The sequence below is a fragment of the Sphingopyxis sp. J-6 genome (assembly GCF_046603995.1).
Classification (GTDB): domain Bacteria; phylum Pseudomonadota; class Alphaproteobacteria; order Sphingomonadales; family Sphingomonadaceae; genus Sphingopyxis.
The window spans coordinates 4466411-4492311 of the sequence record NZ_CP145810.1 but is presented as its reverse complement, the minus strand read 5'-3'; the positions used below and the strand labels follow the sequence as shown (position 1 = coordinate 4492311).

General features: G+C 60.4%; 23 protein-coding genes. 18 read left to right on the top strand and 5 right to left on the bottom strand.

What is annotated here, in order from left to right; genetic code table 11:
- Positions 1-19 precede the first annotated feature (19 nt).
- The 3 genes from V6U71_RS21395 to mobF are packed head-to-tail and all read left to right on the top strand — an operon-like array spanning position 20 to position 5054.
- Positions 20-388: a hypothetical protein gene (locus V6U71_RS21395; RefSeq protein WP_411340290.1), complete on the top strand. Its 369-nt coding sequence runs from the start codon at positions 20-22 to the stop codon at positions 386-388.
- A complete protein-coding gene (locus tag V6U71_RS21390; RefSeq protein WP_411340289.1) occupies positions 385-2283 on the top strand; it encodes a type IV secretion system DNA-binding domain-containing protein in 1899 nt (632 codons plus the stop codon). The genes V6U71_RS21395 and V6U71_RS21390 overlap by 4 nt, the downstream gene beginning before the upstream one ends.
- Complete coding sequence (gene mobF, locus V6U71_RS21385; protein WP_411340288.1) at positions 2283-5054, top strand: MobF family relaxase; 2772 nt, start codon at positions 2283-2285, stop codon at positions 5052-5054. The genes V6U71_RS21390 and mobF overlap by 1 nt, the downstream gene beginning before the upstream one ends.
- Positions 5055-5106: 52 nt before the next feature.
- Here the strand turns inward: mobF and V6U71_RS21380 are convergent, their stop codons facing one another.
- Both V6U71_RS21380 and V6U71_RS21375 read right to left on the bottom strand, forming a co-directional pair.
- Positions 5107-5607: a hypothetical protein gene (locus tag V6U71_RS21380; RefSeq protein ID WP_411340287.1), complete on the bottom strand. Its 501-nt coding sequence runs from the start codon at positions 5605-5607 to the stop codon at positions 5107-5109.
- Positions 5608-5638: 31 nt separating this feature from the next.
- Positions 5639-5866, bottom strand: coding sequence for a hypothetical protein (locus V6U71_RS21375; protein ID WP_411340286.1), 228 nt, complete (start codon positions 5864-5866; stop codon positions 5639-5641).
- 160 nt (positions 5867-6026) lie between these two features.
- Between V6U71_RS21375 and V6U71_RS21370 the strand changes: the two genes are divergently transcribed.
- From V6U71_RS21370 to V6U71_RS21335, 8 genes are all read left to right on the top strand, one after another.
- Entirely contained in the window at positions 6027-6947 is a 921-nt protein-coding gene (locus tag V6U71_RS21370) for a nucleotidyltransferase and HEPN domain-containing protein (protein WP_411340285.1), read from the top strand.
- Between the two features lie 219 nt (positions 6948-7166).
- On the top strand, positions 7167-7658 hold the full coding sequence (locus V6U71_RS21365) for a hypothetical protein (RefSeq protein ID WP_411340284.1): 492 nt from the start codon (positions 7167-7169) through the stop codon (positions 7656-7658).
- Entirely contained in the window at positions 7655-8173 is a 519-nt protein-coding gene (locus tag V6U71_RS21360) for an RNA polymerase sigma factor (RefSeq protein WP_411340283.1), read from the top strand. The genes V6U71_RS21365 and V6U71_RS21360 overlap by 4 nt, the downstream gene beginning before the upstream one ends.
- Positions 8174-8327: 154 nt before the next feature.
- A complete protein-coding gene (locus tag V6U71_RS21355) occupies positions 8328-9695 on the top strand; it encodes a hypothetical protein (RefSeq protein ID WP_411340282.1) in 1368 nt (455 codons plus the stop codon).
- A gap of 2 nt (positions 9696-9697) precedes the next feature.
- Positions 9698-11023, top strand: coding sequence for a DNA methyltransferase (locus tag V6U71_RS21350; RefSeq protein WP_411340281.1), 1326 nt, complete (start codon positions 9698-9700; stop codon positions 11021-11023).
- A 90-nt stretch (positions 11024-11113) separates the two neighbouring features.
- Complete coding sequence (locus tag V6U71_RS21345) at positions 11114-12163, top strand: hypothetical protein (RefSeq protein ID WP_411340280.1); 1050 nt, start codon at positions 11114-11116, stop codon at positions 12161-12163.
- Positions 12156-13298 (top strand): AAA family ATPase, encoded by a 1143-nt coding sequence (locus V6U71_RS21340; RefSeq protein ID WP_411340279.1) that lies wholly within the window; start codon positions 12156-12158, stop codon positions 13296-13298. Before V6U71_RS21345 ends, V6U71_RS21340 begins: the two co-directional genes overlap by 8 nt.
- Complete coding sequence (locus tag V6U71_RS21335) at positions 13285-14550, top strand: hypothetical protein (protein WP_411340278.1); 1266 nt, start codon at positions 13285-13287, stop codon at positions 14548-14550. The genes V6U71_RS21340 and V6U71_RS21335 overlap by 14 nt, the downstream gene beginning before the upstream one ends.
- A 192-nt stretch (positions 14551-14742) precedes the next feature.
- Here the strand turns inward: V6U71_RS21335 and V6U71_RS21330 are convergent, their stop codons facing one another.
- From V6U71_RS21330 to V6U71_RS21320, 3 genes are read right to left on the bottom strand one after another with little or no spacing between them, the layout of a single operon-like run.
- Positions 14743-15012 carry a DUF3892 domain-containing protein gene (locus V6U71_RS21330; protein ID WP_411340277.1) on the bottom strand — a complete coding sequence of 90 codons (270 nt, stop codon included), beginning with the start codon at positions 15010-15012 and terminating at the stop codon, positions 14743-14745.
- A 40-nt stretch (positions 15013-15052) separates the two neighbouring features.
- Positions 15053-15313: a hypothetical protein gene (locus V6U71_RS21325; protein WP_411340276.1), complete on the bottom strand. Its 261-nt coding sequence runs from the start codon at positions 15311-15313 to the stop codon at positions 15053-15055.
- 48 nt (positions 15314-15361) lie between these two features.
- Positions 15362-18691, bottom strand: a complete 3330-nt coding sequence (locus tag V6U71_RS21320; RefSeq protein ID WP_411340275.1) for a TM0106 family RecB-like putative nuclease — start codon at positions 18689-18691, stop codon at positions 15362-15364.
- A 56-nt stretch (positions 18692-18747) separates the two neighbouring features.
- Here V6U71_RS21320 and V6U71_RS21315 point away from each other — a divergent pair, with 56 nt between their 5' ends.
- The 7 genes from V6U71_RS21315 (at position 18748) to V6U71_RS21285 (ending at position 25885) form a co-directional block, all read left to right on the top strand.
- Positions 18748-19752 carry a helix-turn-helix transcriptional regulator gene (locus V6U71_RS21315; RefSeq protein WP_411340274.1) on the top strand — a complete coding sequence of 335 codons (1005 nt, stop codon included), beginning with the start codon at positions 18748-18750 and terminating at the stop codon, positions 19750-19752.
- A 69-nt stretch (positions 19753-19821) separates the two neighbouring features.
- Positions 19822-20118, top strand: a complete 297-nt coding sequence (locus tag V6U71_RS21310; protein WP_411340273.1) for a DUF4258 domain-containing protein — start codon at positions 19822-19824, stop codon at positions 20116-20118.
- A gap of 583 nt (positions 20119-20701) precedes the next feature.
- Positions 20702-21145 carry a DUF2958 domain-containing protein gene (locus tag V6U71_RS21305; RefSeq protein WP_411340272.1) on the top strand — a complete coding sequence of 148 codons (444 nt, stop codon included), beginning with the start codon at positions 20702-20704 and terminating at the stop codon, positions 21143-21145.
- A gap of 99 nt (positions 21146-21244) precedes the next feature.
- Positions 21245-22972 carry a ParB/RepB/Spo0J family partition protein gene (locus V6U71_RS21300; protein ID WP_411340271.1) on the top strand — a complete coding sequence of 576 codons (1728 nt, stop codon included), beginning with the start codon at positions 21245-21247 and terminating at the stop codon, positions 22970-22972.
- 161 nt (positions 22973-23133) lie between these two features.
- Positions 23134-23595, top strand: a complete 462-nt coding sequence (locus V6U71_RS21295; protein WP_411340270.1) for a MucR family transcriptional regulator — start codon at positions 23134-23136, stop codon at positions 23593-23595.
- 108 nt (positions 23596-23703) lie between these two features.
- Positions 23704-24708, top strand: coding sequence for a nucleoid-associated protein (locus tag V6U71_RS21290; RefSeq protein ID WP_411340269.1), 1005 nt, complete (start codon positions 23704-23706; stop codon positions 24706-24708).
- Complete coding sequence (locus tag V6U71_RS21285) at positions 24701-25885, top strand: hypothetical protein (RefSeq protein WP_411340268.1); 1185 nt, start codon at positions 24701-24703, stop codon at positions 25883-25885. The genes V6U71_RS21290 and V6U71_RS21285 overlap by 8 nt, the downstream gene beginning before the upstream one ends.
- Positions 25886-25901: the final 16 nt, after the last annotated feature.

The window sequence follows — 25901 nt, the reverse complement described above, 5'->3', positions numbered from 1 at the left end:
CCCTCAGGGAGGTGGCGCGATGAACACCGTCCAACACTCCATCCGCCTGCCCGCGGCGCTCGACACGGCGCTTCGCGCGCTGGCCGACCGGCAGGGCAAGACGGTTTACGCGATGCTTCGCCGCTGCGTGAAGACGGGGATCGACGGGCAGGCCAATCCCATTGTCAGCAGCCCAGACGATCGCGAACTAGTCGCGGAGGTAGCGTCGATCAGCACGCGATTGACCGATGTCGAACGCCTGCTCGACCGTACCTTGCACACGGCCTGCGCTGCCTATTGCTATGCCCGCAGCGCCGCGATGGGAGGCGGCAAGAGTGACGAGGTCATCAGCGCCGAGACGCAGCGAGCTTATGACCGACAACGGGCGGCGGCGGGGGAACGGCCATGAGCGAGCCTCACGATCTCCGGCTTCATGCCGAGACGCTGCGGCGTCATCTTCGCTACAGCCAGACGCGGCGGTTCAAACGACAGTTCGCGATCATGGTCTCGTCGATCGCGCTCGGCGGTTTGGCCGCGCCCTATCTGATGCTCGACCCGAGCATCCTTCGGGACACCGGCACCCATTATCACGCGAAGATGCTTTCATGGTTTGCAGGCGACGGCGGCGATCCCGGGATAGTCATCCGTTATGAGGGGAAAGACTATTTGAACCCCGCTCGCACGGTCGCGACCGATCCCTATTTCGTCCGCCGGGCGAGCATTGCCAAGTCGTTCGTCCTGCGCGGCGCCATACTGGGGTTTCTCGCGTGGCTGTCGGGCCTGTTCCTGCTCCGCGATGTCGCGGCGCGCCGACGCGAACGCGCCCTTCGCGATCGCGTGATCGACGGCACCAAGGTGACAAGCGAGAAGGAGCTTGTGAAGCTGGCGCGAACCGAAGCCGGTTCGCATCCGCTGGCGATCGGTCCCGTCCCCTTTCCTCGCCGCCTCGAAACCCGGCACATGGCGATGGTCGGCACGACGGGCAGCGGCAAGACGACGGTGCTGCGCCAAATGCTCGATGGGATCGCCGCGCGCGGCGAAGCCGCGCTGGTCTATGACACCAGCGGCGAGTTCATCGCTCATTATTATCGCCCCGAGTGCGGCGACATCATCCTCAATCCGTTCGATGCCCGTTGCGTCTACTGGTCGCCCTTCGCCGAGATCGCCCACCCCGCTGACGCCGATCGCATCGCGCAGCAACTCGTCACCGAGACCAGTGACAAGGACAAGGATGTCTGGCTGGAAACGAGCCGAATCCTCGTCGCCAACATGATCCGGGAGTTGTGGAAGGAGAAGAAATGCACGCTGCCCGACCTGCTCGAAGCGCTGCAGAAGATGAACAAGGAGAAGCTGAAGACCTGGCTTAAGGACACGTCGTCGGCGCGGACATTCTCCGACGACGCCGACCGGGCAACCGGCAGCGTGCTCTTCATGCTCGCGAAGGCCGCGAACCTGATTCAGTTCCTGCGGATGCCAGAGGAGGGCGAGAAGGCATTTTCGTTCCGGGAGTTCATCGCCGGGCTTGACGAGACGAAGGGCGCCAAGTCCTGGATCTTCGTGCCGCGGAAGGAAGAGCAGTTTGCGGCAATCAAGCCTTTGCTCGCCTGTTGGCTCGAATGCGCCGCGAGCGCCATGCTGGGCCTTACTCCATCATCGGACCGGCGCGTCTGGTTCCTGCTCGACGAGCTTGCCGACCTGCCCCGCGTCGACAATCTGACTCGCCTGCTTCCCGAGGGCCGCAAGTTCGGAGCGGCGGTCGTGCTGACCTTCCAGGGCGTCGGCCAGATGCGGCATCGCTACGGTGACGATCTTGCAGAATCCATGCTCGGCTGCTGCAACACCAAGCTCTTCCTCCAGATGGGCGACGGAGAGTCCCGACGCTGGGCAAGCGACACGATCGGCACCTGCGAGGTCGAGATCCAGACCATGACCGGCGCGCTTAGCGATGGCGACGACAAGCCACGGATGACGCTCGGCCGCCAGCGCAAGACCCGTCCTGCCGTGTTCGAAAGCGAACTCCGCCTCGCACGTTATGAGGGCTATTTGCTGTTCCCGGACGGGCTTCCGGTTGCGCGCATAGCGCTCACCGCCGATCATATCGAGAAGCGGGGCGAGCCGCGTCAGCCCGCTTTCGTCGCCGCGAACCCGGAGACGACGCTCTGGCACCGGCCGTTGGAGGCGGCGCCCAAAGAAGAGTCCGACAGCGCAGTGCCGACACCGGCCGAGGAGCCGGTCGTCGAAAAGCCGAAGGCAAGGAAGAAGCCGCCGACACCCCCGCCCGCAGATGATGGTGGGCCGATCTGATGGTCGCGTCGGTATCGGCGCTGACCAGCTCGGCGCAGGCGAGCAGCTATTATGAGGCCGACGATTATTATGCCGAGGGCGGGCTGTCGCCGTCCGAATGGCACGGCAAGGGCGCCGAGGGGCTTGGACTGTCGGGCGATGTCGATCGCAACCAATTTCGGGAATTGCTCGACGGCAAGGTCGCGGACCAACAGCTCGGCACGGTCCGAGACGGTCAGCTCGAACATCGCCCCGGCTGGGATGTGACGCTGAGTGCGCCCAAGTCGGTGTCGATTGTGGCCGAGGTTGCGGGCGACCGGCGATTGATCGAGGCACATGGGCAGGCGGTGAAGACCGCGCTCGCGCATGTCGAGGTGCATATGGCTGCGACCCGCGTTCGGCATGGCGGCAGCGTGACCCGCGAGGCGACCGGTAATCTAATCGTCGCCAGCTTTCAGCATGGCACGAGCCGGGCGCAGGACCCGCAGCTCCATACCCACAACGTCATCATGAATGCGACGCAGGGCGGAGATGGATCGTGGCGCAGCCTCGAACCGCGCGCCATCTATCAGCTCCAGAAGCAGATCGGCGCTATCTACCGGCAGGAACTGGCCTTGAAGGTCCGCGAGCTCGGCTATGAGATTGCACCGGGCAAGGAGTCGATGTTCGAGATCAAAGGCGTCTCGGCGGACGTGATGGCGGCGTTCAGCACGCGCAGCGCCGAGATCGAGGCTGCGCTCGGCGAGCGCGGAACGACGCGCGAGGAGGCCAGCGCCGCCGAAAAGCAGATGGCCGCGCTCGATACGCGGCAGGCGAAGGTCGCGGCCGATCATGGCGCGCTGGTCGCCGACTGGCGCGCCACCGCCGACGGGGCGGGGTTCGATGCCAAGGCCCGGCTGGCGTTGGTGCGCGAGGCCGAGGCCAGGGCGGCGACCGGCATTCACCTTCCCGATCTATCAATCGCCGATCGCGCCGTCGCCCATGCTGCCGACAAGCTTGGCGAGCGTCAGTCGGTGTTCTCGGTCGCGGCGCTTCATGAGGAAGCGGGGCGGGTTGGGCTTGGGAAGGCCGGCTATGCCGAGATCGGCGAAGCGATCGGACGCGCCACCAGAGAGGGAGAGTTGGTCGACCGCACTTTCGTCGATCGGCGTGGTGCCGCGTTCGCCGGATTCACGACGCGGCAGAATATAGCGGCCGAGAAGACACTGCTTCGGACCGAGACCCACGGGCGCGGCGCGCTCGCTCCGATCGCCTCGCCGCTTGCCGCTGCCAAGGCTGTCGCGGGTGCGGCGGCGCAGGCGGAGCGGTCCGGCTTTGGCTGGAACGCTGACCAGAAGGCCGCGACCGAGCAGCTCCTTACCAGTCGCAATCGGGTCACCGCGGTGCAGGGCTATGCTGGCACTGCCAAGACCACGACGGTGCTCGCCACCTTCGCGCGCGAGGCCGAGGCACGCGGCGTGTCGGTGGTCGCCTTGGCGCCGACCGCATCGGCGGCAATGACGCTCGGCGAGGCGCTCGGCACGCGCGGTGATACCGTTGCCCGCCATCTGCTCGCGCCCGAAGGCACGGCGTCCGGCCCGCCTGTCGCGTGGATCGTTGACGAGGCATCGCTTTTGTCGGCGCGCGATACCGCCCGGCTGTTCGACCTTGCCGAGCAGCAGGATGCCCGGATCATTCTTGTCGGCGATGTGAAGCAACTCGGATCGGTCGAGGCGGGCGCGGCCTTCGCGCAGCTCCAGAGTGCCGGTATGGAGACCGCCAAGCTCGGCGAGATCGTCCGGCAGAGCAATGCGGCGACCAAGGAGGCGGTGCTCGCCTCGATCGAGGGCGATGCGAAGAAAGCGCTCGCCGCGCTCGATCGTGGCGGCGGCCAGATCGTCGAACATGCTGATCGCGCCGGCCGCTTCGCCGCCATCGCCGAGCGCTATGCCGGGTTCGACAAGGCGACGCGGGCGCGAACGCTGGTCATCGAACCCTCACGCGAAGGGCGGGACGCGCTGACGGCGGACATCAGGGCGGCGCTAGCCAGGTCGGGCGCGCTTTCCGGTCCCGCCGTCGTCGTGGACAGTCTCGTCAACAAGGGGCTCACCCGCGCCGAGGCGCGCGATCCGCTGAGCTATGACCGGGGCGATGTCGTTCGTTTCACCAGCGACTATCCCGACAAGGGCGTCGCGCGGGGCGAGGCCTATCGTATCGAGGCGGTCGATCCGGCGAAGGCCGCCATTGCGCTCAAATCCGAGGATGGGCGCGAGGTCGACTGGCGGCTTCGCCAATGGGGTGCCGGCAAGGTGCAGGTGTTCGCGCCCCAGAATATGGAGCTGAAGACCGGCGACAGCATCCGCTTCACCCGCAACGATCGCGAGGCCGGGCGGATCAATGGCGCGCGCGGCGAAGTCACGGGCATCGACGAGCAGGCACGGACGGCGACGGTGCTCGGCGCTCGGGGGCAAACACAAACTCTCGACCTCGATACCGCGCGCGATCGGCATATTGCTCACGCTTATGTTGATACCGCCTTCGCCGCGCAGGGACGCACCGCCGACTATGTCATCATCCACGCCGACAGCAAGGCGACCAATCTGGTCGACCAGAAGAGCTTCTACGTCGGCATCTCGCGAGCGAAGGAGTCGGCGACGATCGTCACCGATAATCGCGCGAAGCTGGTTTCGGCGATCAATGAACGCGCTGGCGCCGTGCAGACGGCCATCGCACAGGCTGCGATGCCGGCGGCCGACGTTCACAAAGCAGCGGGGTCGGCATTATCTAAAAACCTTGCGGCATTCGGACTTTGACCTGTGCGACCGAGATCCCGCTGACAGAGAGCATTTCCAAGTGCGGTCGCAGTTACGGCAGGAGCAGCCCCCACTCTGTCCGCCACCATTCTCGGTTCTCGATAGTGTCGACCACCCTGCAGTCGAGGCGGTCCAACGCCGGATTCGAGATCATCGAGAAGGCAAACCGAATTTTGGAAAGCCACCGAAGCGACGTCTGCAGTTCGTCCCAAGTGATCGAGTGCTTCCGGTCGTTCATCTCCCAGCGCAACTTGGCAGGCGCGTCATCAACCGCCGCTGAAATTCCTATCAGGCCGTGGCAAATCCCGTTGCGAACATCGAGCGGCCCTTGCAGCCGGGACCGGAGAGTGGCCGCCAGCAAGGAGCAGAGCGTTTTAGCCGGTTGTGCCTCGTTGACGGTACCTTCCCATGTCCGCAAAACGGCTTTGATGCCGTGCGCCTTGGGCGGCAAAAATCCATAGAAGCGGATGACCTCATCGCGGGCCGCTTTTTCGATCCCCGACCAGATCAGCAGCAGCGACCCTATCGCGCCGCTCATCTGGTTGAATGTCACATCCAATGGAATTTCGTCCTTACTGGCGAATTCATTGCAGGTCGGGCCAAGACCACAGGGGCTCAGCATCCATTCCTTCCAAATGCGCGCTCGTTTCTGGCGCGATCGAAGGCGGAGCGGGCGGGTCAAATAGTTCGTCGAACACGTCGCCGAACCAACGTTCGAACACGGCAATTTCCACCTCTGTGACGGGAACCGGATCGGGCCAATCGTCGGCCACATTCCAAGTTGAGAGGTCATGTTTCGGCGGTCTGCCCATGTATTTTCCTCACCCATGCTTAGAGGTCAGGTTTCTGAGCCTGCCCAGGTTTCCGGGTCTTGCTAACTGCCTCTCCGAAAATCGGTCTCCGGCAGAGCTGTCTACCGGCTACCCGATTGTCCTTGCCAAACCACTACAGTTTCTCGAAGATTCTATGAGCATGCGAACAGACGTCGATCATCTTCCTGCCGCCAAGCAGCGCGAACTCGAGCGCGTCGTCGAGACTATCTTCGACGAGTTCCGAGGCGCCACGGAAAATGCGACCGGGCCGCGCAAGGGCGCGCGCATCCTCAAGGTCATCCTTTTCGGCAGTCACGCCCGCGGCGATTGGGTCGATGCGCCGCTTTCGGCGAACCAGTATAAATCTGATTACGACATCCTCATCATCGTCAGCCAGAAAGAACTGACCGACCGCGCGGCGTATTGGGCGAAGGCTGAGGAAAGACTGATCCGCGCCTATACGATCGAGAAGACGCTCCACACCCCGGTCAATTTCATCGTGCACAGCTTGCACGAGGTGAATGACGGGCTCTCGCATGGCCGCGTTTTCTTCATGGAGGTCGCGAAGGACGGGATAGCACTCTACGAAGCGGATGATAGTGAACTTGCGGCGCCAAAACCCAAGACGCCTCAACAGGCGCTGGATGCCGCACGGGAATATTTTGAGGAAAACTGCTCGGGAGCGGCAAGCTTCTTTCGCGGGTTCGAGGATGCCCGACGGCACAGCGACTGGAAGAAAGCAGCATTCGATTTACATCAGGCGGTCGAGCGGCTGTATCAGGGACTGCTACTCACCCTGACCTTCTACACTCCATACAATCACAATATCGCGTTCCTGCGGTCTCTCGCTGAGGGCTTGGATCGTCGTCTCTTCGGCATTTGGCCGGAGGACACGCATCGCGAGCGATCAATGTTCCAGAAACTGAAAGAAGCCTACACTAAGGCTCGCTATTCCAAGCATTACAAGATCAGCGAGGAAGAGCTGACTTGGCTCGGCGAGCGCGTCGAAGATCTAGGGCGCGTGGTCCATCAGGTCTGTTCGGACAAGATCGCCGAGCTTGAGGCGGCGGCGAGCCCATAGGCGCTGGACCCGGCCCGCTTGCCGGGACTGGCGGATTCTGGCATAATCCGCCTCACGGATTGGAACGACTGGCGGCCATTCCGGGGATTATCCTGCCAGGCATCATGTAGGTCCGGCCGCGTGTCGGACGGTTGCTGATCGCCGCTCAGGCGGCACCACAGCGAACACCGCTTGCCCATCCGCGCGCAATCGCGCGGACCGCCGCGGTGCGAGCTGCAAATGACACCCCCAACAACCGACGTTTACGCGCGCGAGGTCGTGATGGCGCGCGTCGGCCATCTCATCCGGCGCAAGCAGCGTGAAATCGACCGCATCACCCGCATCCTGCGTGGCCTCTTCGACCCCTCGCAGGTGCAGGCGCCCGAGCCGGGATTGATCAAGCGGATCATCCTGATCGGTCCCTATGCACGGCGATCCTGGTACGAAGACCGCCGAACGATCGAGTTTTCCGATTATGAATTCTGGGTCGTCGTCAATCATCCGCTCTTCACTCATGAGCGTTGTTGGCAGCGCGCGCGGGCGACGATCAACCGCGAACTGGGCAATCGCTGCGCGGTCGATGTCGGGATTTACTCGAAGTCCGACATCCGCGCCGCGAAGGCCGAGCGCGACACCTTCATTCTCGATCGGATCGAGGGCGGGATCACCCTCTATCGCGCGTCGCGCGATGCGCCGCTGCCCGTCGGTGCGCGCCGGGGAGACCGGCTATGACCGCCGCAGGACCCTACCCCACGTTCGAAGCATTCTACCGGGCGGAGCATAATCGGATGTTCCATTTCTTTCGGAGGAAAGTTGGGCGTGATGAAGCTCCGGACCTCGTGCAGGAGGCATTTACCTGTGTGCTGCGCAGCGGGGCTTTCGACAGGCTCGAAAATCCCAACGGCTATTTGACGCGGACGGCTCGCAATCTGGTGATCAATCGGGCGCGGACATGGCACCGGAAGGGGTGCATGCTTTATCAGTTGGACGAGGCTCGCGATGCACCGCTCGCTCCCGAACAGGAATGGAAAATCGAAGGCCGGGACCTTCGAGCAGCCTACCGACGCGCACTTCTCGCTTTGCCGAAGAGAACCAGGCGCATATTCCTCATGCACCGGCTGAAGGGTATGACTTATCGAGAAATCGCTGAGCAGCTTCTCATCAGCGATAAAGGCGTCGAATATCACATGATGCGGGCGTTGCGGCGCTGTCAGAATGCGGCCTCGCGACATTCGGGGTATACCTGAATGGCCGCGGAAGCGCGCGCATTGGTCGACAGGAAGCCCGGAAAAGGCATCAAATTGGCGAGGGCGCCATAATGTCGATTCACGATCGAATCTCGATCTGTTAGGGTCGGTGCCACTCCCCTTTTTTCGGTTTTTAGAGCGATTGAGGATTTCGATGCAATCGACAGCATTTTCAATGAGTCCGGCTCTGGAGCCTTCGCCGCGATCGCCGCTTCCAGAGCTTGCTAAAATGCTGGAGCATATCGACGAACCTTGGAGGTTCATCGATAAGCCTCATCTCGCACAACTCGTAAATTGGTCCTCGACTCGTCACGATCCCATCCATCGCTGGATACGCTATCGCGAGGCATACTCCGCCGATCTGATTGAAGCTCTGCAGTTGGGCGAACGGATTCTGGACCCATTTTGCGGCTGCGGTTCCATGCTCGTCGGCTCAGCTTTGAGAGGCCATGCCGCCACAGGAATCGATATCAACCCACTGGCTGCATTTACGGCGAAAGTGAAAACTCGCCCGCTGACGCAAAGCCAGTTGGAAGAGGTGCGACGCTTTTGCGCGGCGCTGCCTCACATCATCCCCAGTGATCCGGGCCCATGGTTTCCAGAGCTGTCTATAGCCCATAAAGTTTTCGAGCCAGCGATCTTGAGAACGCTGCTTAGAATTCGGTCCGCTATTGAGCACTCCAAGCTGGAGCAACCAAGTGCTGACTTTTTGAAGCTGTGCTGGATTGCAATCCTAGAGTCCGTGGGCAGCTATTTCAAGGAAGGGAACGGCATAAAGTATAGGAATATACAGCGCCGACCGGGGAAGTATGTTCGTCGACCGGAAGGCAGCTGGCAGCGTCAGCGCTTCGGCGAGGATCAAGAAGCTTTCGTGTTTAAGGCTTTCGGCTCGCACCTGCGAACGATGATCGCCGATTGCGCCCTATGGCACAATGGGTGGGGCGAGGCAGAAGTAATCGAGGGTAATGCCCTTGACCTAGCTGCGCTTACCAATGGTGAATACGATTCAATTGTGTTTAGTCCGCCATACGCCAATCGCTTCGATTACTTCGAATCGATGAAAGTGGAACTCTGGTTTGGCGGTTTTGTGGAGAGCGTATCCGACATCCGCTCCCTCCGGAAGGCTTCGCTTCGCTCGCATCTATCCGCAGATATGGCGCGCCCAAAAACTGTGTTTGAGCCGCTCGAAATGCTGATATCTCAAATGGATCGGGACTCCAGTAGCTGGCGGATGGGGGTTCCGGAACTCTTGCGAGGCTACTTCTCTGATATAGTGGAAGTGCTGAGACAGTGTCGCGGGCGGCTGCGCAACGGATCATGCTACGTTGTCGTCGGGAACTCGGCATTTGGGGGGGTTGTCATTCCCTCTGACACCCTCACCGCGATGGCCGGGAAGTTGGCTGGATTTGATCGCGCCGAAATCTGGGTGGCCCGACACCTGACCGTTTCGCCGCAACAGCGTTCTCGACTATCTGGTTACGAGCGATATATGCGCGAGTCCGTCGTCGTTTTGAAACCATAAACATGCACCAGCCGATTGAGCCCGCCCGCTCCTATGCAGATTTCCCCCCAGTTGAGTTCATCCCTTTCGGAGAATTGCTCGCTATAAGTTTGAGTGCGTCAACGAACGATCTGACTCATGGGCTTCATCGTTATCCTGCAAAGTATATTCCGCAGATCCCTCGCTGGGCTATCCGGCAGTTCAGCCGAGAAGGAGATGTCGTGCTGGATCCCTTTTCGGGCTCGGGCACGACAATCGTCGAAGCACTTGCAGAAGGGCGTACGGGCATCGGGGTCGACTTGGACCCACTTGCCTGTCTGATCGCAGAGGCGAAGTCTGCCGCGTTGGATCCTGCAAAGCTGATCGGCTATCTTCCAAAGCTACTAGCTACCGTTGGCCGTCCCCCGTTGGCAGTGCCTTTACCCGACCTTCAAAATTTCGGTCACTGGTTTTCCGAACATGCGTGGCGCGACCTCCAAACTCTCCGGCGCAATATCGACACCATCGCGACATCGCATGCCGAACGCAGATTCCTGCTGGTGATATTCAGCTCGATAATTCGAGCGGTAAGCAATGCCGACGACCAATCCCAAAAGACTTACGTTTCGGGCACTCTCCGAAAAGAGCCACCATCCGTTTTGCCTACCTTCGAAAAGCACTTCATGAAGGCAATGAAGGGCATGGAGGCCCTAAACGTTCGCCGATCGGATTGCGATGGCACCATCCATAATGCCTCGGCAACAAATCTCCCGATCGACGATGGGTCGGTGGATCTTGTAGTTACAAGCCCACCCTATCTCGATTCCGTGGACTATATGTACAACTTGATGCTCGAATATTTCTGGTTGGGAACAGAAATAGGTGTTAATTCTCGAAAGAGCTTCAATGCGCTTCGTCGCAAGCAAATTGGCGCAAAAAGCCCCCTGCAGGTGCATGAAATTCCTGCCGAAATCCGACACCTCTTCAATCCCGAAGGCGTTGCCGCATACCGCCGAGAGGCACTTGGGCCATATTTCGCCGAGATGTCGAATCACTTTCACGAGGCCAATCGTGTAATGAAGCCGGGCGGAAGGTACGTTCTAGTTATTGGCAATAGTCGAACTCAGAACGAAATGTTGCGCCTTCACGATGCGCTGATTGCCCTTGCGTCAGCTGCCGGCCTCCACATAGAGCATGCATTCGGCTACCGAATTCGGCGGCACTATATGAAGTTCCCGAGGAAAGGGCGGGGGGGCATCATCCTCACCGATTGGGTCATCACGCTACGTAAGGGGGAAAAAATTCATGGCGTGCCTACTCAGTTGCCGCATGTCGACATGCAACTGCCACCGGCAGCAGTCGCGCATTAGCTCAAATTTTTAGGTCGCGGCCTCGTGTTTGTTTGGCCGACCAGTCATATGGGAATGATGCATCCCGCGGGCGATATGAAAGCTCGCAGCATGACGAAGGATTTTCTCACGTATGCCGAGGCCTCAGAAGCCGGAGTGAGCTATAAGGATGCCAAGACGCTCCTGTCTGTTAGCACTAATCAAGCGGAAACGAGGAAATCGTTTTATGAGGAATTGGCACTGCTTTATGTGCCATACCGGTCGAACAGGATAATCCTAACTCCTTTGGGCAGTCAGCTTTTCGGCCTGCTCGAAGGCGCCGACCTTGCGAACCTTTCAAGCGACGTTACGCGGCAGGCGACGGCGTTGATTGTCTGGGCGATGTGCCGCAGCCAAATCAACCGGCCGCAATCTCGGGGCGTGCCCAAGCTGGCCGACGCCGAATGGAAAGCTTGTAACGTCCGGCCTTATGCTGCGGCGTGGCAGGCGATTTCCGACCTTTCCGAAGAGGTAAGCTTAGATGAGTTTATGGGGGCGTTGCGATACCTTCAAAAATATGAGCAATACTCCAGCGTAATCGAGCAAATTTTGGCGGCTCGCGCGTCCGGCCAGCAACTGGCTTCCGAAAATGACTTGGGCGGTCGCCCCTTAATGAATTACCGCATCTATTGGCGCTCTCACCTGTCTCTTGCGGAGCAGGTTTTGCGTTGGGACCAGAAGAGTTCTAAGTTGACCATAGTGCCGGAAAACTGGGACATCGTCAAAGCGGCACTGCGATTTCAAGCCGGTTGCGCAGCTGATATCCAGGCTGTGATCGGCGCAGCGCCTTGGACTGACGCTGACGATTACTTCATGAACGTCGCTGGCGCGGCCTGCCCTCCCTTCCTCGCAAGTGGTGCGCCGACACTCACGACCTTTGAAGGTCAGACGCTTGCCGATCTGAGCGGCTATAGTCTTGAAGGCCTGACACTGAAGGGTGGATCAGAACTTTGTCATTTAAAAATTCTGATGCCGTGCTTTCATCCTGCTTCCCCCCACCGTTTGCTAAGGATCGACGCGAAGCAACAAGTTGGTAGCTCGATTTTGTTAAAGATGGGACTGGGTCGACCGATCGTCAATTTGGCGGTGCTGAAGGCTGCGCTGGAGAATGGAAATGGGTGACGGTACGTTAAGTGGGCTTGCTACCGCAGGCGCATTGCCACCGAAAAGCTTTCAGGAAGTGCCTAGCCGCGTAGCAGAAATCGCCCACATCCCCCTCGATCTGCCATCATCGTTGGCAAGTGCGCTTGATAGCGTGAAGTCGACGGGATTTTTTGCCGCAGACGCATTGGAAGAGGCGATAACTTCCTTATGCATGGGGCACCTCATTCTTGCAGGCCCACCTGGCACGGGGAAAACTAGCTTAGCAAAAGCACTGGCAGCCGCATTTAACGCCGAGCTCATGACTGAAACTGCCAACCCGGAATGGTCGGTTTACGATACGATCGGAACTCAAACTCTCGAGGCTGGCGGCGGGGCTGCTCCGCGTCATGGCCTGGTGACTAATGCCGTGCTGCAATGTGCCAGCACGATGGTGGACAATTTCGACACCGGAGAGGGGCCACAGGCTAAGTGGTTACTCATCGACGAAATGAATCGCGCTGACATTGATCGAGCCTTTGGCCCCCTTTTTACTGCACTGGCGGGCGGACACACGGCAGGCATGGTTCTCGACTACATGGATGGGCGGCCGCATGTCGCATTGCCTGCGCGATTTCGGATCATCGCCACTGTCAATGAATATGACACACGTTTTGTGAACGCGATGTCAGGTGCGTTGAGGCGACGATTTTCTAAGGTGGTGATTCTCCCGCCTCCGAATGAATCCGACAGCCGATCCTCGGCCGAGGAATGGAAAGTGGCATCGTCGGCGGCAATAGAGCGGGCAACCTTTAATTTGGGTTCTGCGCCAGCACTCGCTTCAACGACCCTCCTGAGCAACGCGGCTGGCGACTTTCGAAGATTATTCGGATTTGTCCGTAGTGCGGCTGACGGAGCGGTGCCGGTTGGCACAGCGCAAATCATCGACGTCGCAGAATATTTTCTAACATTGACCAGCCTCGCCAGTTCTCCGGACACGGCCGATCATTGGCCTTTAATTGATCGCGCGTTGGTAGCACGCCTTCTGCCCGGCTTGGAGACTGACAGCACGCGTAGCCGACTGCATTCAGGGTACATTGCAAGTTTACAGGAACTTTTCCCCGCGCTCCCCCGGTTTCGGGAAAGGATGGAAGCCTTTCTAAATGGCCTCGATTAGCCGACTGGACGCTGAAGGGGCGCTATGGCGCACGGCAATAAAGGACGCGCTTGGTCCACTCTCAGCTTTTCTCACTCCTGAGAACTTTGGACTTTCAAGCGTTGGCTTGGAAGCGAAACATGATGTCGGCGATGCCTTCAGGACGGAAATTGAACGACGAATCGATTTAGCGCGAGCAGCTGCGGTAATTGAAATAGTTGATGAAATAGGAGATGATCTGCCGCACACGTACCGGCATGATGTGAAGTATTGTGACGATAAAATAGATGGCGTCCTTCTGATACCGCGCTTAATTCGTGAAAGATCTGCAGGGCGCTCCCGCATTCCAGTTCTTCGCGCTTCGCGATTTTCTGAAACACCCGAGGCGCTTTTGATTAGTGAAAGCCTGCGGGTTTCTGTGAGAGTAGCGTCGACTTGGCGAGATCGGGGCGGGGCAGAGGGAATCCTAAGCGATGGCATGCTCCGGCGGCTTGCCGTCATTGAAGCCCGACAACCTTGGTCTTCATTACGAGCAAGATCTCGTCCGGCGCTGCGTTCACTCGCTTCTGCTGTTAGTAGCCGCGCGGTCGCGGGCTGGCATCCGCCTGGCGGTCCATTGGATCGCTTGGCAAGGTTAGTATTGGATGGCGCAAATTCCGTTAGCGACGCGGCTGGCTTGATCGCATTCTTAGTGTCACAAGATCGTCGCTTTGAAGATAGGATGTTCGAACTTGTGAGTTTGGGCTGGCTGCTCGGAGCGCTGTCAAGTTGGGACCCATCAGGAAGGATCTTCCCGCATAATTTACGTAGCTCAGGCCCAATTTTTATTGGTAGCCGCGGCGGCTTGAAGGCCAGCCTACACTATCAAGCGGGATACCTTAGTGCCTCTGCACGCTATTCTTGGCGTAGATCTGGCCGAAACCTGCGCGCAATTCCGGATTTTTCGCTTGAGCTGCAGGAAGGCGACCACACCACTGTAGTGATTTTGGATGCGAAAAATAGATCTGAGAGCAGCAATTCAGAAATTGCGTACAAAATGCTGGGATATAGAGAAAACTTGGGCTCCCGTCGGTTCCTTGCTGTAGCGATTGCACCGACATTTGGTACCAAACGTTCGCTCGATGGAGTTCATTTCGGCGAAAGATCCAGCCTCATCATGCGCTTACCGCTTGAGACCGGGCGGGCGGAACTGCGGCGATTTGCGTTGCGATCGCTTGAGAAAACTTTTTCTCCGAGTTCCATTGGGCGTGATGAGGGCGCCACTGTTGACTAATCCCTATGTCAGGAGCTGATCATTCGAACGGACGGAACAGCAATTGGTTCTTTCCGACCGTTTGAAATCACCGTCCTTAGCTGACTGATGGTGAGAACGCTCGGCACAGCACATCTTCGCGGCAGGGCAAGGGTGAACTACTATGACGAAAGCCTTCATTCTGACCCTGTCCCTGGAACTTGCCGGGGTCGCCTATCGCCCGCATTCCGGCAGCGCGAGGAGATTGTCGTTCCACTTTCCATCGGCGTAGGTGCGCAGATATTTGCCGTTCGCCCCATTCACGACGCCGATGTCGCCGCGGTTGTTTCCGACGAGGGTGTAGAAGGTGTTGGTCTTCGCCTCGATCGAATCGATGACCTGCTGGCGCGTCCAGTGCCAGGTCGCTCCACCGAGGTGGGTGATCCCCTCATAGGGATCGTTGCGCGGCTGCTTGTTGATGCACGTCACTCGCACGTCTGCCATGAGCTTTTCCTTTCCAAATATGCTTAGGGGGCACTCGGCCTCAGGCCGCCCGCTTGTGAAATATCGGCGCCTGCACGCGCTCGGCCGTCTCGAAGAACAGCACTTCATCCTGCGAGAGGCGAAGGAGCTGCTTCGCGCCCAGCGCGAAATATTCGCCGGCACGGATCAGCCAGAGCTGGCGGTCGGTCGGAAGATTGGCCTTCGCGAGGAGCGAAGCCGTGTCGATCACCTCAGCGTCGATTGCCAGCAACTGCCCGTCAACGTCGACGATGTGGCGAAGTCCGATATCCCAGTAGGCCATGAGCGAATCTCCTTTCGTTCGATGAAAGCAAATTCGCACCTCAGCATGTCAGAAGCTGTCACCCCCATGCTCGCGAAGCAAACAAAGTGCATTTACGAGCATCATTTCCTCGACGGTTCGACAGGGCGTTTCGAGGAGGAGGAGACTTGCGAAGACGACCGCGGACGTTTGCGCGCGCGAGACGGCGACATTGATCCTGTTCAGCGAGAAGAGGAAGTCGATATCGCGAGGCAGCTCTTCGCCGCTCGATGTCGTCATGGAGACGAGGCACACGGGCGCTTCCTGTCCTTGGAAGCGGTCGACCGTGCCGACACGGACAGCCGCAGGTAGCGCGGCGCGCAGCGCGTTGACCTGAGCATTATAGGGCGCGACGACCAGAATATCGGTGTGACCGATGACGCGCTCGCTGCCATCGCGCGCGCGATAGGTTGCGCCGGTCACAGCCTCGATCTGCGCGTTTATGGCATCGATCTCTTCGGGGCTGACCTGCGAGCGACCGAAATGCTCGATCGCGCGGACGCCCGCGCCGACGAGCGATCGCCCGTCGTGAGCAAGCAGAGACTGGCTGCCGGCGGCATCGTCCGAGTGCAGCTTGCCCTCGTAGACGGCGACCGAGATATAGTCGCAAACTGCGGGATGCATTCGGCGGCTTACCGGCATGAAGATACCGCGATCGGCGGGGACGACCCGGTGTCCGTCGATCAGATATTCGAGACAGGAATCGCCGCTCCGTCCGGGGTGCGTACCTTGAAGCGGCTGCGGCAGCTGCATCGGATCGCCGACGAGGACGAGATTGCGGGCCGCGCGCGACATCGCGATGATGTTGGCAAGCGAGACCTGCCCCGCTTCGTCAACGAAGAGATAGTCATAGGTCGGCGTGTCATATCGGGCGAAATGCCACGCCGTAGCGCCGACGACATCTGCGGTCCCGATTTCAGGCGCGTCATTCTCGCTTACAAGGACGATGCCGGGATGGGCATTCTCATCGTCATCGTCGGCCGCCTTCTGAACCACGCTGCATCGGACCCCATCGGTCGCGCTCCGGTCCGCGACCGCTTCAAGGAGATTGGTGATCGCCTTGTGGCTGTTCGACGAAACCGCAACGCGCTTGCCCGCACGGACGAGGTCGATGATCGATAGCGCGCTGACATAGGTCTTGCCGGTGCCGGGCGGTCCCTGGATCGCCAGGGTCGTTTGATCCATGGCGGCAATTGCGGCGCTGGTCTGCGCCGGCAGATCGCTTTCGGCGTCAATAACGCCCTCCGGCCGCGCTCCGTCGCGAAACGTCGGCGCCGCGCGCATGAGCAATTGCTCTATCGCTTTGGCCGAGCCGGGATGGTCGATGATTGCACCGGTCACGGCTGCAACTGCGGCGCGAAGTGCCGCGTTGCCAATCGGCTTTGCCGGAATGAGATCGAGCCGATCGGGCAGCTCGCCTTTGGTCGTCGAGCGGCGCAGCACGAGCAGATTTTTCTCGTAGTCGATCTCGCGCAGATCGACGTCCTCGGGCATCGCGGCGGGTTTGACGCAAGGCTTGCGGCCCGCCCTCAATTTGGTCTCCTGTGGCGGGAAGCGATAGGTTCGTTCGAATGACTTCGCGGTCACCTTGACGGGATCGCCGATGGCCTCAAGGCCTTGGATGCATTCAAGATCGTCGACGAGTTCTTCGCTCTCCTGCGCGAGCCGATCGAAGATCGCCCACCACGCAGGCTTGTCTTCGCGCTTGTGGAAGAAGTTGAGGTCGAGCAGCAGATCGGCGATGTCTTCGCCGAGCCGCTCGCGAACCGGAAGGAGCCGCTCGCGCAGCGCGGCCATCTCTTCATCCTCGGCCTCGACATTCGCGAGCGGACCCGCGTCGGGCACCTCGCCGAGCTTCGGCCAAGGCAGGCCTTCAGGGCGAACGTCGCGGATCAACCAGTCGCGCAGCAGCTGCGTCGAGATGCAGTCGGTGCGGTTATAGTCGTAGATCTTGTCGAGCAGCTTGGCGTCCTGCGATTCCCGCCAGCGCTCGTAGAAGACGACGCTCGCGCCCGCGGTTGCGACATCCGCCTCGCGCTTCTCCATATAAAAGGCTTCGAGATCCTTGATCGAATAGCCTTTCTCGGAAGCGATCAGCGATCCCGATACGACGCGAAACAGGTCGACAAACCGCCGTTCACGCTGGAGTTGATCCATGGCGGCCTCGCCGACGCGATGTTCCGCGGTCAGGCGGCGAAGCGCCGCAATCTCGTAATTTGCATAATGATAGATGTGCGCCTTCGGGTGGCGCTGGAGATGCGCCGTGAAGAATTGAAGTAGCTCCGCCACCGCCTTGCCCTCGGCGGCACGGTCATGCGCCCAGAAAGCGCGGAAGCTCCATTCGCCCGCATCACGAAACCAGATGCCGTGGAGATATTCGAGGCCGCCCTCATAATAGGGATCGCCCTCGATATCGTAGAAGAGGTCGCCGTCGTCGGCTTCGGGCAGCAGTCCGAAACCCTTACCGGGCTCATAGTCGCGAAGCGCAAATCCCGGCGGGCCGCCGGCGCGGCGCGCGGCCTGGAGCCGCGCCTGCGTCTGGAGCCGCTGCTGCGTCTCGGGAGCAAGCTTGGGAATGCGCTGGTCATGGACTGCGAGGCCGCCGAGCGTTTCGATGCCTGCGGCCTCGACCTTCCCACGCTGCGATCTTGTCATACCGGCGACCAGCGCAAGGCTGTCGGCCTTGTCCCATTCGTCGCGGCAATGTTCCTTCCAACGACAGAGGCCGCAGCTTGAAACAGGCTCGGCCCGCGTTTCCGGCCGGTCGGCCAGGAAGGTTTCGAACACCGCCCGTGCGTGGCGTGCGTAGGATGCCACGTCCGCGAGCCGCACCGTGAAACGCGAGCCGTCGCCGAGTTGGAGATGCGCGGATTCGGGCCGGACGCCCTGAAGGTCGGCGATCAGATCGGAATAGAGCGAGAGCTGGAGAATATGTTTGGGGTCGGGTTTCCGTTTCAGCTTGGTATCGACAACCTCATAGGAACAGCTTCCGAGATCGGAGGGGCGTTCCACCCGTTCGAGAAAGTCGGAATAGCCGCCCCATGCGCCGCCGAGCAGCGCGCCCTGAAAGATGATGTCCGGGCCGGCCGCCATCGCTTCGCGGGTGAGCCGAACCGACTCTTCCAGCGTGATCCCGTCCTTGGGAATTTCGACGATATTTTTGCCTTGCGCTTTGAGCGCGTCGAGGAAGGCAAATTCGTGGGCGTCGCCCTGCTTTTGAAGAAGTTCGGCTTCTTCGCCATCCTCGCACGGCGCGATGTCGCCGGCCTCGATCAGCCGCAAATCGAGCGTCGTCGCGTGCCTGCACCCCTTGAACCGCATCAGGTCCGAGGCGGAAAGCCTGAGGGCGTCGTCGATCATCCGCATACACAATCCCCTTTATTCCGCTATGGCAGGTCGGGACGACAAAAGCTGTCATGGAGAATCGGATGTCGTTTGCAAAGGCCCAGGACCTTCTCAAGCTGGCGATGATGGCGACGCGCCGCAGTGGGGTGTCGCTCGAAGAGATTGTGGAGGAATTCGGCTGTGTGCACCGATCGGCGCAGCGCATGACGGTCGCGCTTGAAGCAGCTTTTCCTCAGACCGAGCCCGAAGACGGTGACGATCGCAAGCGGCGATGGCGCATACCCGCGCGCGCGATTGCGCCCTTGTTGTTGCCGTCGGCCGAGGAGCTTGCCGCAATGACGACGGCAATTCGCCAGCTTGACGCGGCCGGCATGGCCGCCGAGGCTGCAACGGTCCGCCAGATGGAGCGGAAGGTGAGGGCGCTCATTCCCGCCCATGCTGGCACGCGTTTGGCCGTCGATGAGGAAGCCCTGCTCGAAGCACTGGGGCATGCCGCGCGTCCGGGGCCGCGACCGGCCGGAACAAGCGAAGTCGACAGCGCGATATCGGAGAGCCTGAAGGGGCCTTTTCTGCTCCGCATTTCGTATCGGCGCCGGACGCAGGACAAGCCGACCGAGCGTGTGGTGGCACCGCACGGCCTCCTATTGGGTGTGCGCCGCTATCTAGTCGCGCGCGACACGGCAAAGCCGGCAACGGCACCGCTGCGCCATTACCGGGTCGAGGAAATCTACTCGGCCGAGGTACTCGACACGAGCTTCGAGATCGATCCCGGCTTCAATATCCGCGAACATTCCGAAAAGGGTTTTGGCTCGTTCGAGAATGCTGCCGAACATGGCGACGTCATTTGGCGCTTCTCGCCCGACGCGGCGCCCCATGCCCGGCGGTTCGTGTTCCACCCCACGCAGAGTGTCGAGGAAGAGCCCGACGGCTCCTTGCTCGTGCGCTTCAAAGCGTCGGGACACCTCGAAATGTGCTGGCACCTCTATTCATGGGGGAAGTCGGTCGAGGTGCTGCAGCCCGCTCGGCTTCGCGAGATGGTACATGGACACCAGCGCGAGTTTGAAGCCCTGCCGTAAGGGGCCAGGGCTAATTTGACCTAAGTCTCAGAGGGTGACAGTTTTTGTCGTCCTGATCTCCTATTTTGGATGATCGGCAACCATTGGGAGGACGACATGGGACTGACAAAACATGCCAGGCAGCGCATCCAGCAGCGTGGAATTTCCACTGAAGCGGTGGATGCGATCCTCGCTTATGGCATGCGCCGCCGGCACCGCGGCGCGGACATTTATTATCTCGACAAGAAATCGCGGCGGCGGCTGGCTGGCGCATTCGGGCGCGAGCGCTACTCGAAGTTAGAGCGCGCGCTCGACAGCTATGTCGTTGTTAGCGACGACGGGGCGATCTTGACGGCGGCGCATCGCTTGAACCGCTTGAAGTTCTGAGATTGCCAAGAAAATCGCGGCGTCAGTTAGAAGAGTAGGTGGGGAAGGCCTTCCCCTGGCAGCCGGTCTTATGTCCGTCCGCACCCCTTCCGCAGGGGCTGGCCGCCCCCGCGACGCCCTGGAAAATGTGTGCGGTTGAAAATGGGCGCTCGCTGCCGGCGGCAGGCGCCGACAGGGATCGCACGTATGTCCTGACCGCGCTGCGCACTCGGTCCGGCTATCTTGGCGGTGCGGCGGCTAAGCACATCTGCGCACGCACGCCTCACCGCCTGCGGCCCGATCGAGAGCGCGTTCCTTCTCTAAATCCGCCGGAACGGCGAATAAGTCCTCGTCGCTGACGATCATGTCGGCGCCGCGTTGAACGCGGCGGCGTTGTCGATCGGCCTCCCGTCTGTCGCTGGGTTGGCCGGCTCTCCCCTCTGGGCGCCTCCCGGCGTCCCGCAAGCCGCTGCGCGGCTCTTCCTCTTCGTTCCAGCCCTTCGGGTGCGGCCCGCCTTCCTGGCCGCGCCCGGCAGGTCGTTCTCGCCGCCCACCCCCGCTCCGCCGGGGGCCTGATGGTTAGGGGGCGGGAATGGAGGATAGCATGGGAAAGACCAACGAACGCCGTGGTGGGGGCAAGCTCCTGTCAACTGAATTGCATGCCGCCTTGCGCGCGAATGACGAGGCGCGGCGCGCTGCCGTGAAAGCGGGTGCGGTGGAGCCGGACTTTGTGCCGGTTGCCAAATTCTTCTCACCGGTCGGCGCGGCGACATGGCTCGCCACCGAATTGGGCGAGGATGGCGATACGCTGTTCGGGCTTGCCGATCTTGGTTTCGGCTGCCCCGAACTCGGTTCGTTCAGCCTGTCCGAACTGGCGTCGGTGCGACTGCCTTTCGGTCTCGGCATCGAGCGCGATCTTGGCTTTGCGTCCGAGGTTCCGCTGTCGGGCTGGACCGCCGCTGCTCGCCGTGCGGGATCGATCATCACCGCCGAACAGAATTTCCGCCGTGCCGCGCGCGGCGACGAACTTCCGAAGCCCAAGGGCTGAGGCAGACGCGGGCGGCGCGTCTCGCCGCCAAACCTAAGCCGGTCCGCCCAATCGCGAAACTCGACGGACCGGCACCTTCCACAAAGAAAGGTGAAGACAATGAAACTCGACTTTATCGACCTTGGCAAGCTGTCTATCAGCAAGACGAACATGCGCTACGCCAAGAAGGCGCCCGACGTGGCGGATATTCTGCCTACCGTCCGTGCGCGCGGGGTTCTCGTTCCCCTGATAGTCCGGCCGAACTGCACCGAGGGTGCGTTCGAGATCGTGGCGGGTGCACGGCGCTTCACGGCGGCGAACATCGTTGCGGGCGAGAAAGGCGAAGCCGAGCCGCTGCCCTGCGCGATCCTCGAAGAAGGCGACGATGCCGCCGCGCTGGAAGCCTCGTTGATCGAGAATGTCGCGCGGCGCGATGCCGACGAGGTGACGCAATGGGTCACCTATACGCGGCTGGTTCGCGAGGGCCGGAGCGTTGCCGATATTTCCGACACGTTCGGAATGCCCGAGGCAATGGTGAAGCGCATCCTCGCGCTCGGCAACCTGCTGCCGCGCATCCGTTCGCTCTACGCAAAGGAGAAGATCAGCGCGGGCACGGTGCGGCACCTGACCATGGCATCCAAGTCGCAGCAGCGCGCATGGCTGGCGCTGTTCGACGACGCGGATGCCTATTGCCCGCAGGGCCAGCAGCTCAAGAACTGGCTGTTCGGTGGCGGCGCGATTAGCGCGGCACATGCACTGTTCGATGTCGAGGCGAGCGGCCTCGCGATTATCGCCGACCTGTTCGGGGACGAGCGCTATTTCGCGGACAGCGATGCCTTCTGGACGGCGCAGCTTGCCGCCGTCGAGGAGCGGCGGGCGCGCTTTCTGGACGCGGGCTGGAACGAGGTCATTGTCCTGCCCAAGGGCGATTATTTTCGCGAATGGGAACATCGTCATGCGGCGAAGCGCAAGGGCGGGCGTGTCTATATCGAGGTGCGCGATAGCGGCGAGGTCGATATCCACGAGGGCTATGTCACGGCCAAGGAAGCCGCGCGGCTCGAAAAGGGCGAGAAGATCGAAGTCGAACCCAAGGCGTCGCGTCCGGAACTGACTTCGCGGATGCAGACCTACATCGACCTTCATCGCCATGCCGCCGTGCGCGCCGAACTATCTGGTCATCCGGCGGTCGCGTTGCGGTTGATGGTTGCCCACGCCATCGCCGGGTCGCCGCTCTGGAATGTGCGGGTCGAGCCGCAATCGGCGAAGGACGACGATGTGCGCGAGAGCGTCGAGGTCAGCCGGGCCGAGGTGGTGTTCGACGAGAAGCGGCGCGCGGTGCTGGCGCTGCTCGGTTTCGACCCCGAGGAGCCGACCGTGACCGGCGGCAATCCGATGCCGCTCGCCGAACTGTTCCAGCGGCTGCTCGACCTACCCGACCGTGCGGTGATGGACGTGATCGCCATTGTCATTGGCGAGACGCTGTTCGCCGGGAGCGCGGCGGTCGAGGCGGTGGGTCTCCATATCGGCATCGACATGGCCGCATGGTGGAACGCCGATGATGCTTTCTTCGCCGGACTTCGCGACAAGGAAGTGCTGACCGCGCTGGTTGCCGAGGTCGGTGGGGACGCGGTTGCCGCCGCCAATGCCAAAGAGAAGGGTGCGACCTTGAAGGCGATCGTTCGTGATCATCTGGACGGCAGCAATGGCCGCGCCAAGATCGAAGGGTGGGTGCCGAAGTGGATGGCCTTCCCACCCGCCGCCTACACCGAGCGCGGTGGGGTCGGCACCGTGGCTGTGCAAATCAAAGCGGAACTGCTGGAGGCCGAGGCACAGCGCGCAGCCGCGTGATGATAAGGGCGGCGGCGACACACCGCCGCCCCAACTGGTTATAGTCGAAAAATCGCGCGCCGCGCGCCCTGAGGGCGCACGGCGCGATTCCCTATTGGTCAAATAGTCGTGGCAGGCCGGCAAGGCAGTCGATAGGGCATCGGTCGAATAGGAGATGACCGATGGCCGAAGAAATCCAAGATATGCTGCTCACGCTCACCGCCGATATTGTCGCGGCGCATGTATCGAATAACGCTGTCGGACCCGCCGATCTTCCCGATCTAATCAGGCGCGTTTATGGCGCGCTCGCGGGGCTGGGTTCGCCGATTGTCGAGCCGGTCGAAGAGCAGAAACCGGCGGTATCAGTCCGCTCTTCGGTAAAGCCCGACTACATCGTCTGTCTCGAGGACGGAAAGAAGCTTAAGATGATGCGCCGTCATCTGATGACGGCCTACGGCATGACCCCCGACGACTATCGCGCGAAATGGAATCTCCCGAAGGACTATCCGATGGTCGCCCCGAACTACGCCGAGACGCGCCGAGCACTCGCCAAGGAGATCGGGCTAGGTACCAAAGGGCGCGGCGGCGTCCGCAAGCCTGCGGCCAAGGCGGCGGCCGCTGCAATGAAGCGAGGGCGGAACTGAAGTCTGCACCTGCCTTCGTCAGTTGCACTCTAGACTGAGAGGTTGCTACTGTGTTCTCCGTCGGAGGATGCGGCGAGCCTAATAGCGCCGTAAAGAGGGGATGCCGCTTTGAACCAAATCGTTGCTTTGGCCGTTCACGATCTTGAACGGCAAGATGGGGCGTACGTTGTCAAAGCGCCCACAAAAACCTTGCCCGTCACGAAGACGACGCAGCGTGTCATCGATGAGCTGTATGACCTTTATAATCGTCGCGCCTCGAAGAGTTACGGCAAGTTCACGACCAGCGAGGGATATCCGACCCAAGGTCAAATTCGCGATTATGTGGATGAGCCGGAGAAGGACTTTCTGCGCCTGACGATCCGGATGATGGACACGCTTCGCGTCCAAGCGCAAGCACGGACGGCGTCGACCGGCGGCCATGTCTTCTTTGCCCATTTTCGTCGCGAGGGGGGGGATTTTCTGCTGGTTTCGATTGTTTCCGACAAAATCAGCGCGGCCCTCTCAGGGCAAGAAGATATCAAGGACGTGAACCATCTTGATCTTGAGGGTTTTCGCTTCGCCGGGCGGATAAATTTGACAGCTTGGGCAGAGGGTGCCGATCGTTACATCAGTTTCCTTAAGGGGAAAGGTGACGTTTCGGAATATTTTCGACTTTTTTTGGGTTGCGATTCCGTAGTGGAGGCGCGAGTCGACACCTCCAATCTCGTTGCAGCGCTAAAGGAATTTGTGACCGAGATGAAAATGCCGGAGAAGGACGGCAACGAATTTCTCGCGCGAGCAAAGGCCATCTGCGAAAGGGCGTCAAGCAACCGCGAAGAGATCGAGTTCGAGACTCTAGCGAATGAACTCATGCCGAAAAATCCGAAACAACTGACCGACCATCTCGGGAATACCGATCGTGCGCTGAGTGACCGGTTCGTGCCGGATCGTCGCGCATTGGCGTCGCTAGTTCGCTTCAAGGGCGGCACGAAACAGTGGAAGGTCGAGTTTGACCGTGACGCGGTCAGCAACCGCGCGGTGATTTACGATCCGAAAGCCAACACACTCACCTTAACCGGCCTGCCCGATGAACTTGTTGCCCAGCTACAATCAGAAGGGCTCGGCCATGGCTGACGTCGGCTTTGCCGACCTTATTGAGTTGTATCGCCATATCACGTTCAATGGTGATGGCGGCGGCGTGCTCCGTGTGGCGAACGATAATATAGCAGGCATTCTTCGGGCCATTGATGCCGATGAACGGTTGTATGACCTAACTCAGATTAGCCTGGTCGATGCTCACCCGCTTAATGTCGGAGATGATGTATCTATCAACGTCCGAGCGCCCAGCTACAGGTTGGGGCTTCTTGCGCGAAACTTCGATGCCCTTTTCGCCGCTCCCCACGCATCTTTTGAAGAACCTTCGGCATACTATGTGATCGATCCCGGGTATGCTCGTGGTGATGATCCCGTTCCGGCGCCGTTAGCTCGCTACCGGGCGATGCTGGTTGTCGTTTCACTTCTCCGCGAGGCCGCAAGCTACGTTAGCGAGCTTCAGCGAGAACTGGTTTTCCTCGGTGAGGAACAGGTCGTGGTGCCGATTACGTTCGTTGCCTCGGATCTCCCAGCGTCTCTCGAAGGCCAGGCTTCACGCCTGAACGCCATTTTTGAGGGGGCGACGCATCGAGATGAGAAAACCCGCTTGCTAGCGGATGCGGTTACCGAAGTCGTGCGAGCTCAGCGACAATCGGAACGGTTTGTCTACCTCATCGCGAACCTCGGACTTCTCTGTGAGAAAGTGGAAAAAGGCTATCGCCTATTCGTGTCGAGCTTCTCGTATTCGAAGATTAAAAAGGAGATTGAGACCGCGCGGTTAGATTACGTCGGGAAAATTCATAAGACGATCGTTGATGTGCAAGGTCAGCTCCTCGGCATTCCCGTGGCAACGATCGTGGTCGCGACGCAGCTTAAGAAGCCTGATGCGTGCGATGTAGCATTCTGGACGAATACGGCGGTCCTTCTTGGGGCGTGGATTTTCATCGGACTGCTTTGGGTCGCGGTTCGCAACCAGCTTCACACCCTTGACACCATCGGATTGGAGATGGAGGCGCAGCGCACACGCTTGAACCGCGAAGAGGCCGCGTTGCGAGATGAGTTTGTCGGAATGTATGACGATCTTGATAAGAGGGTCAGATGGCACCGGACTGCTCTTAAGGTCGTGAGCGGCGCGGCACTTGTAGGTGCGGCGCTTTCAACGCTAGCCTATTTGATGCTTACGCCGCGCGGGTCGGCAGCGTGCATTCTGGGATTATGAGAGGACCGGTGAGGCC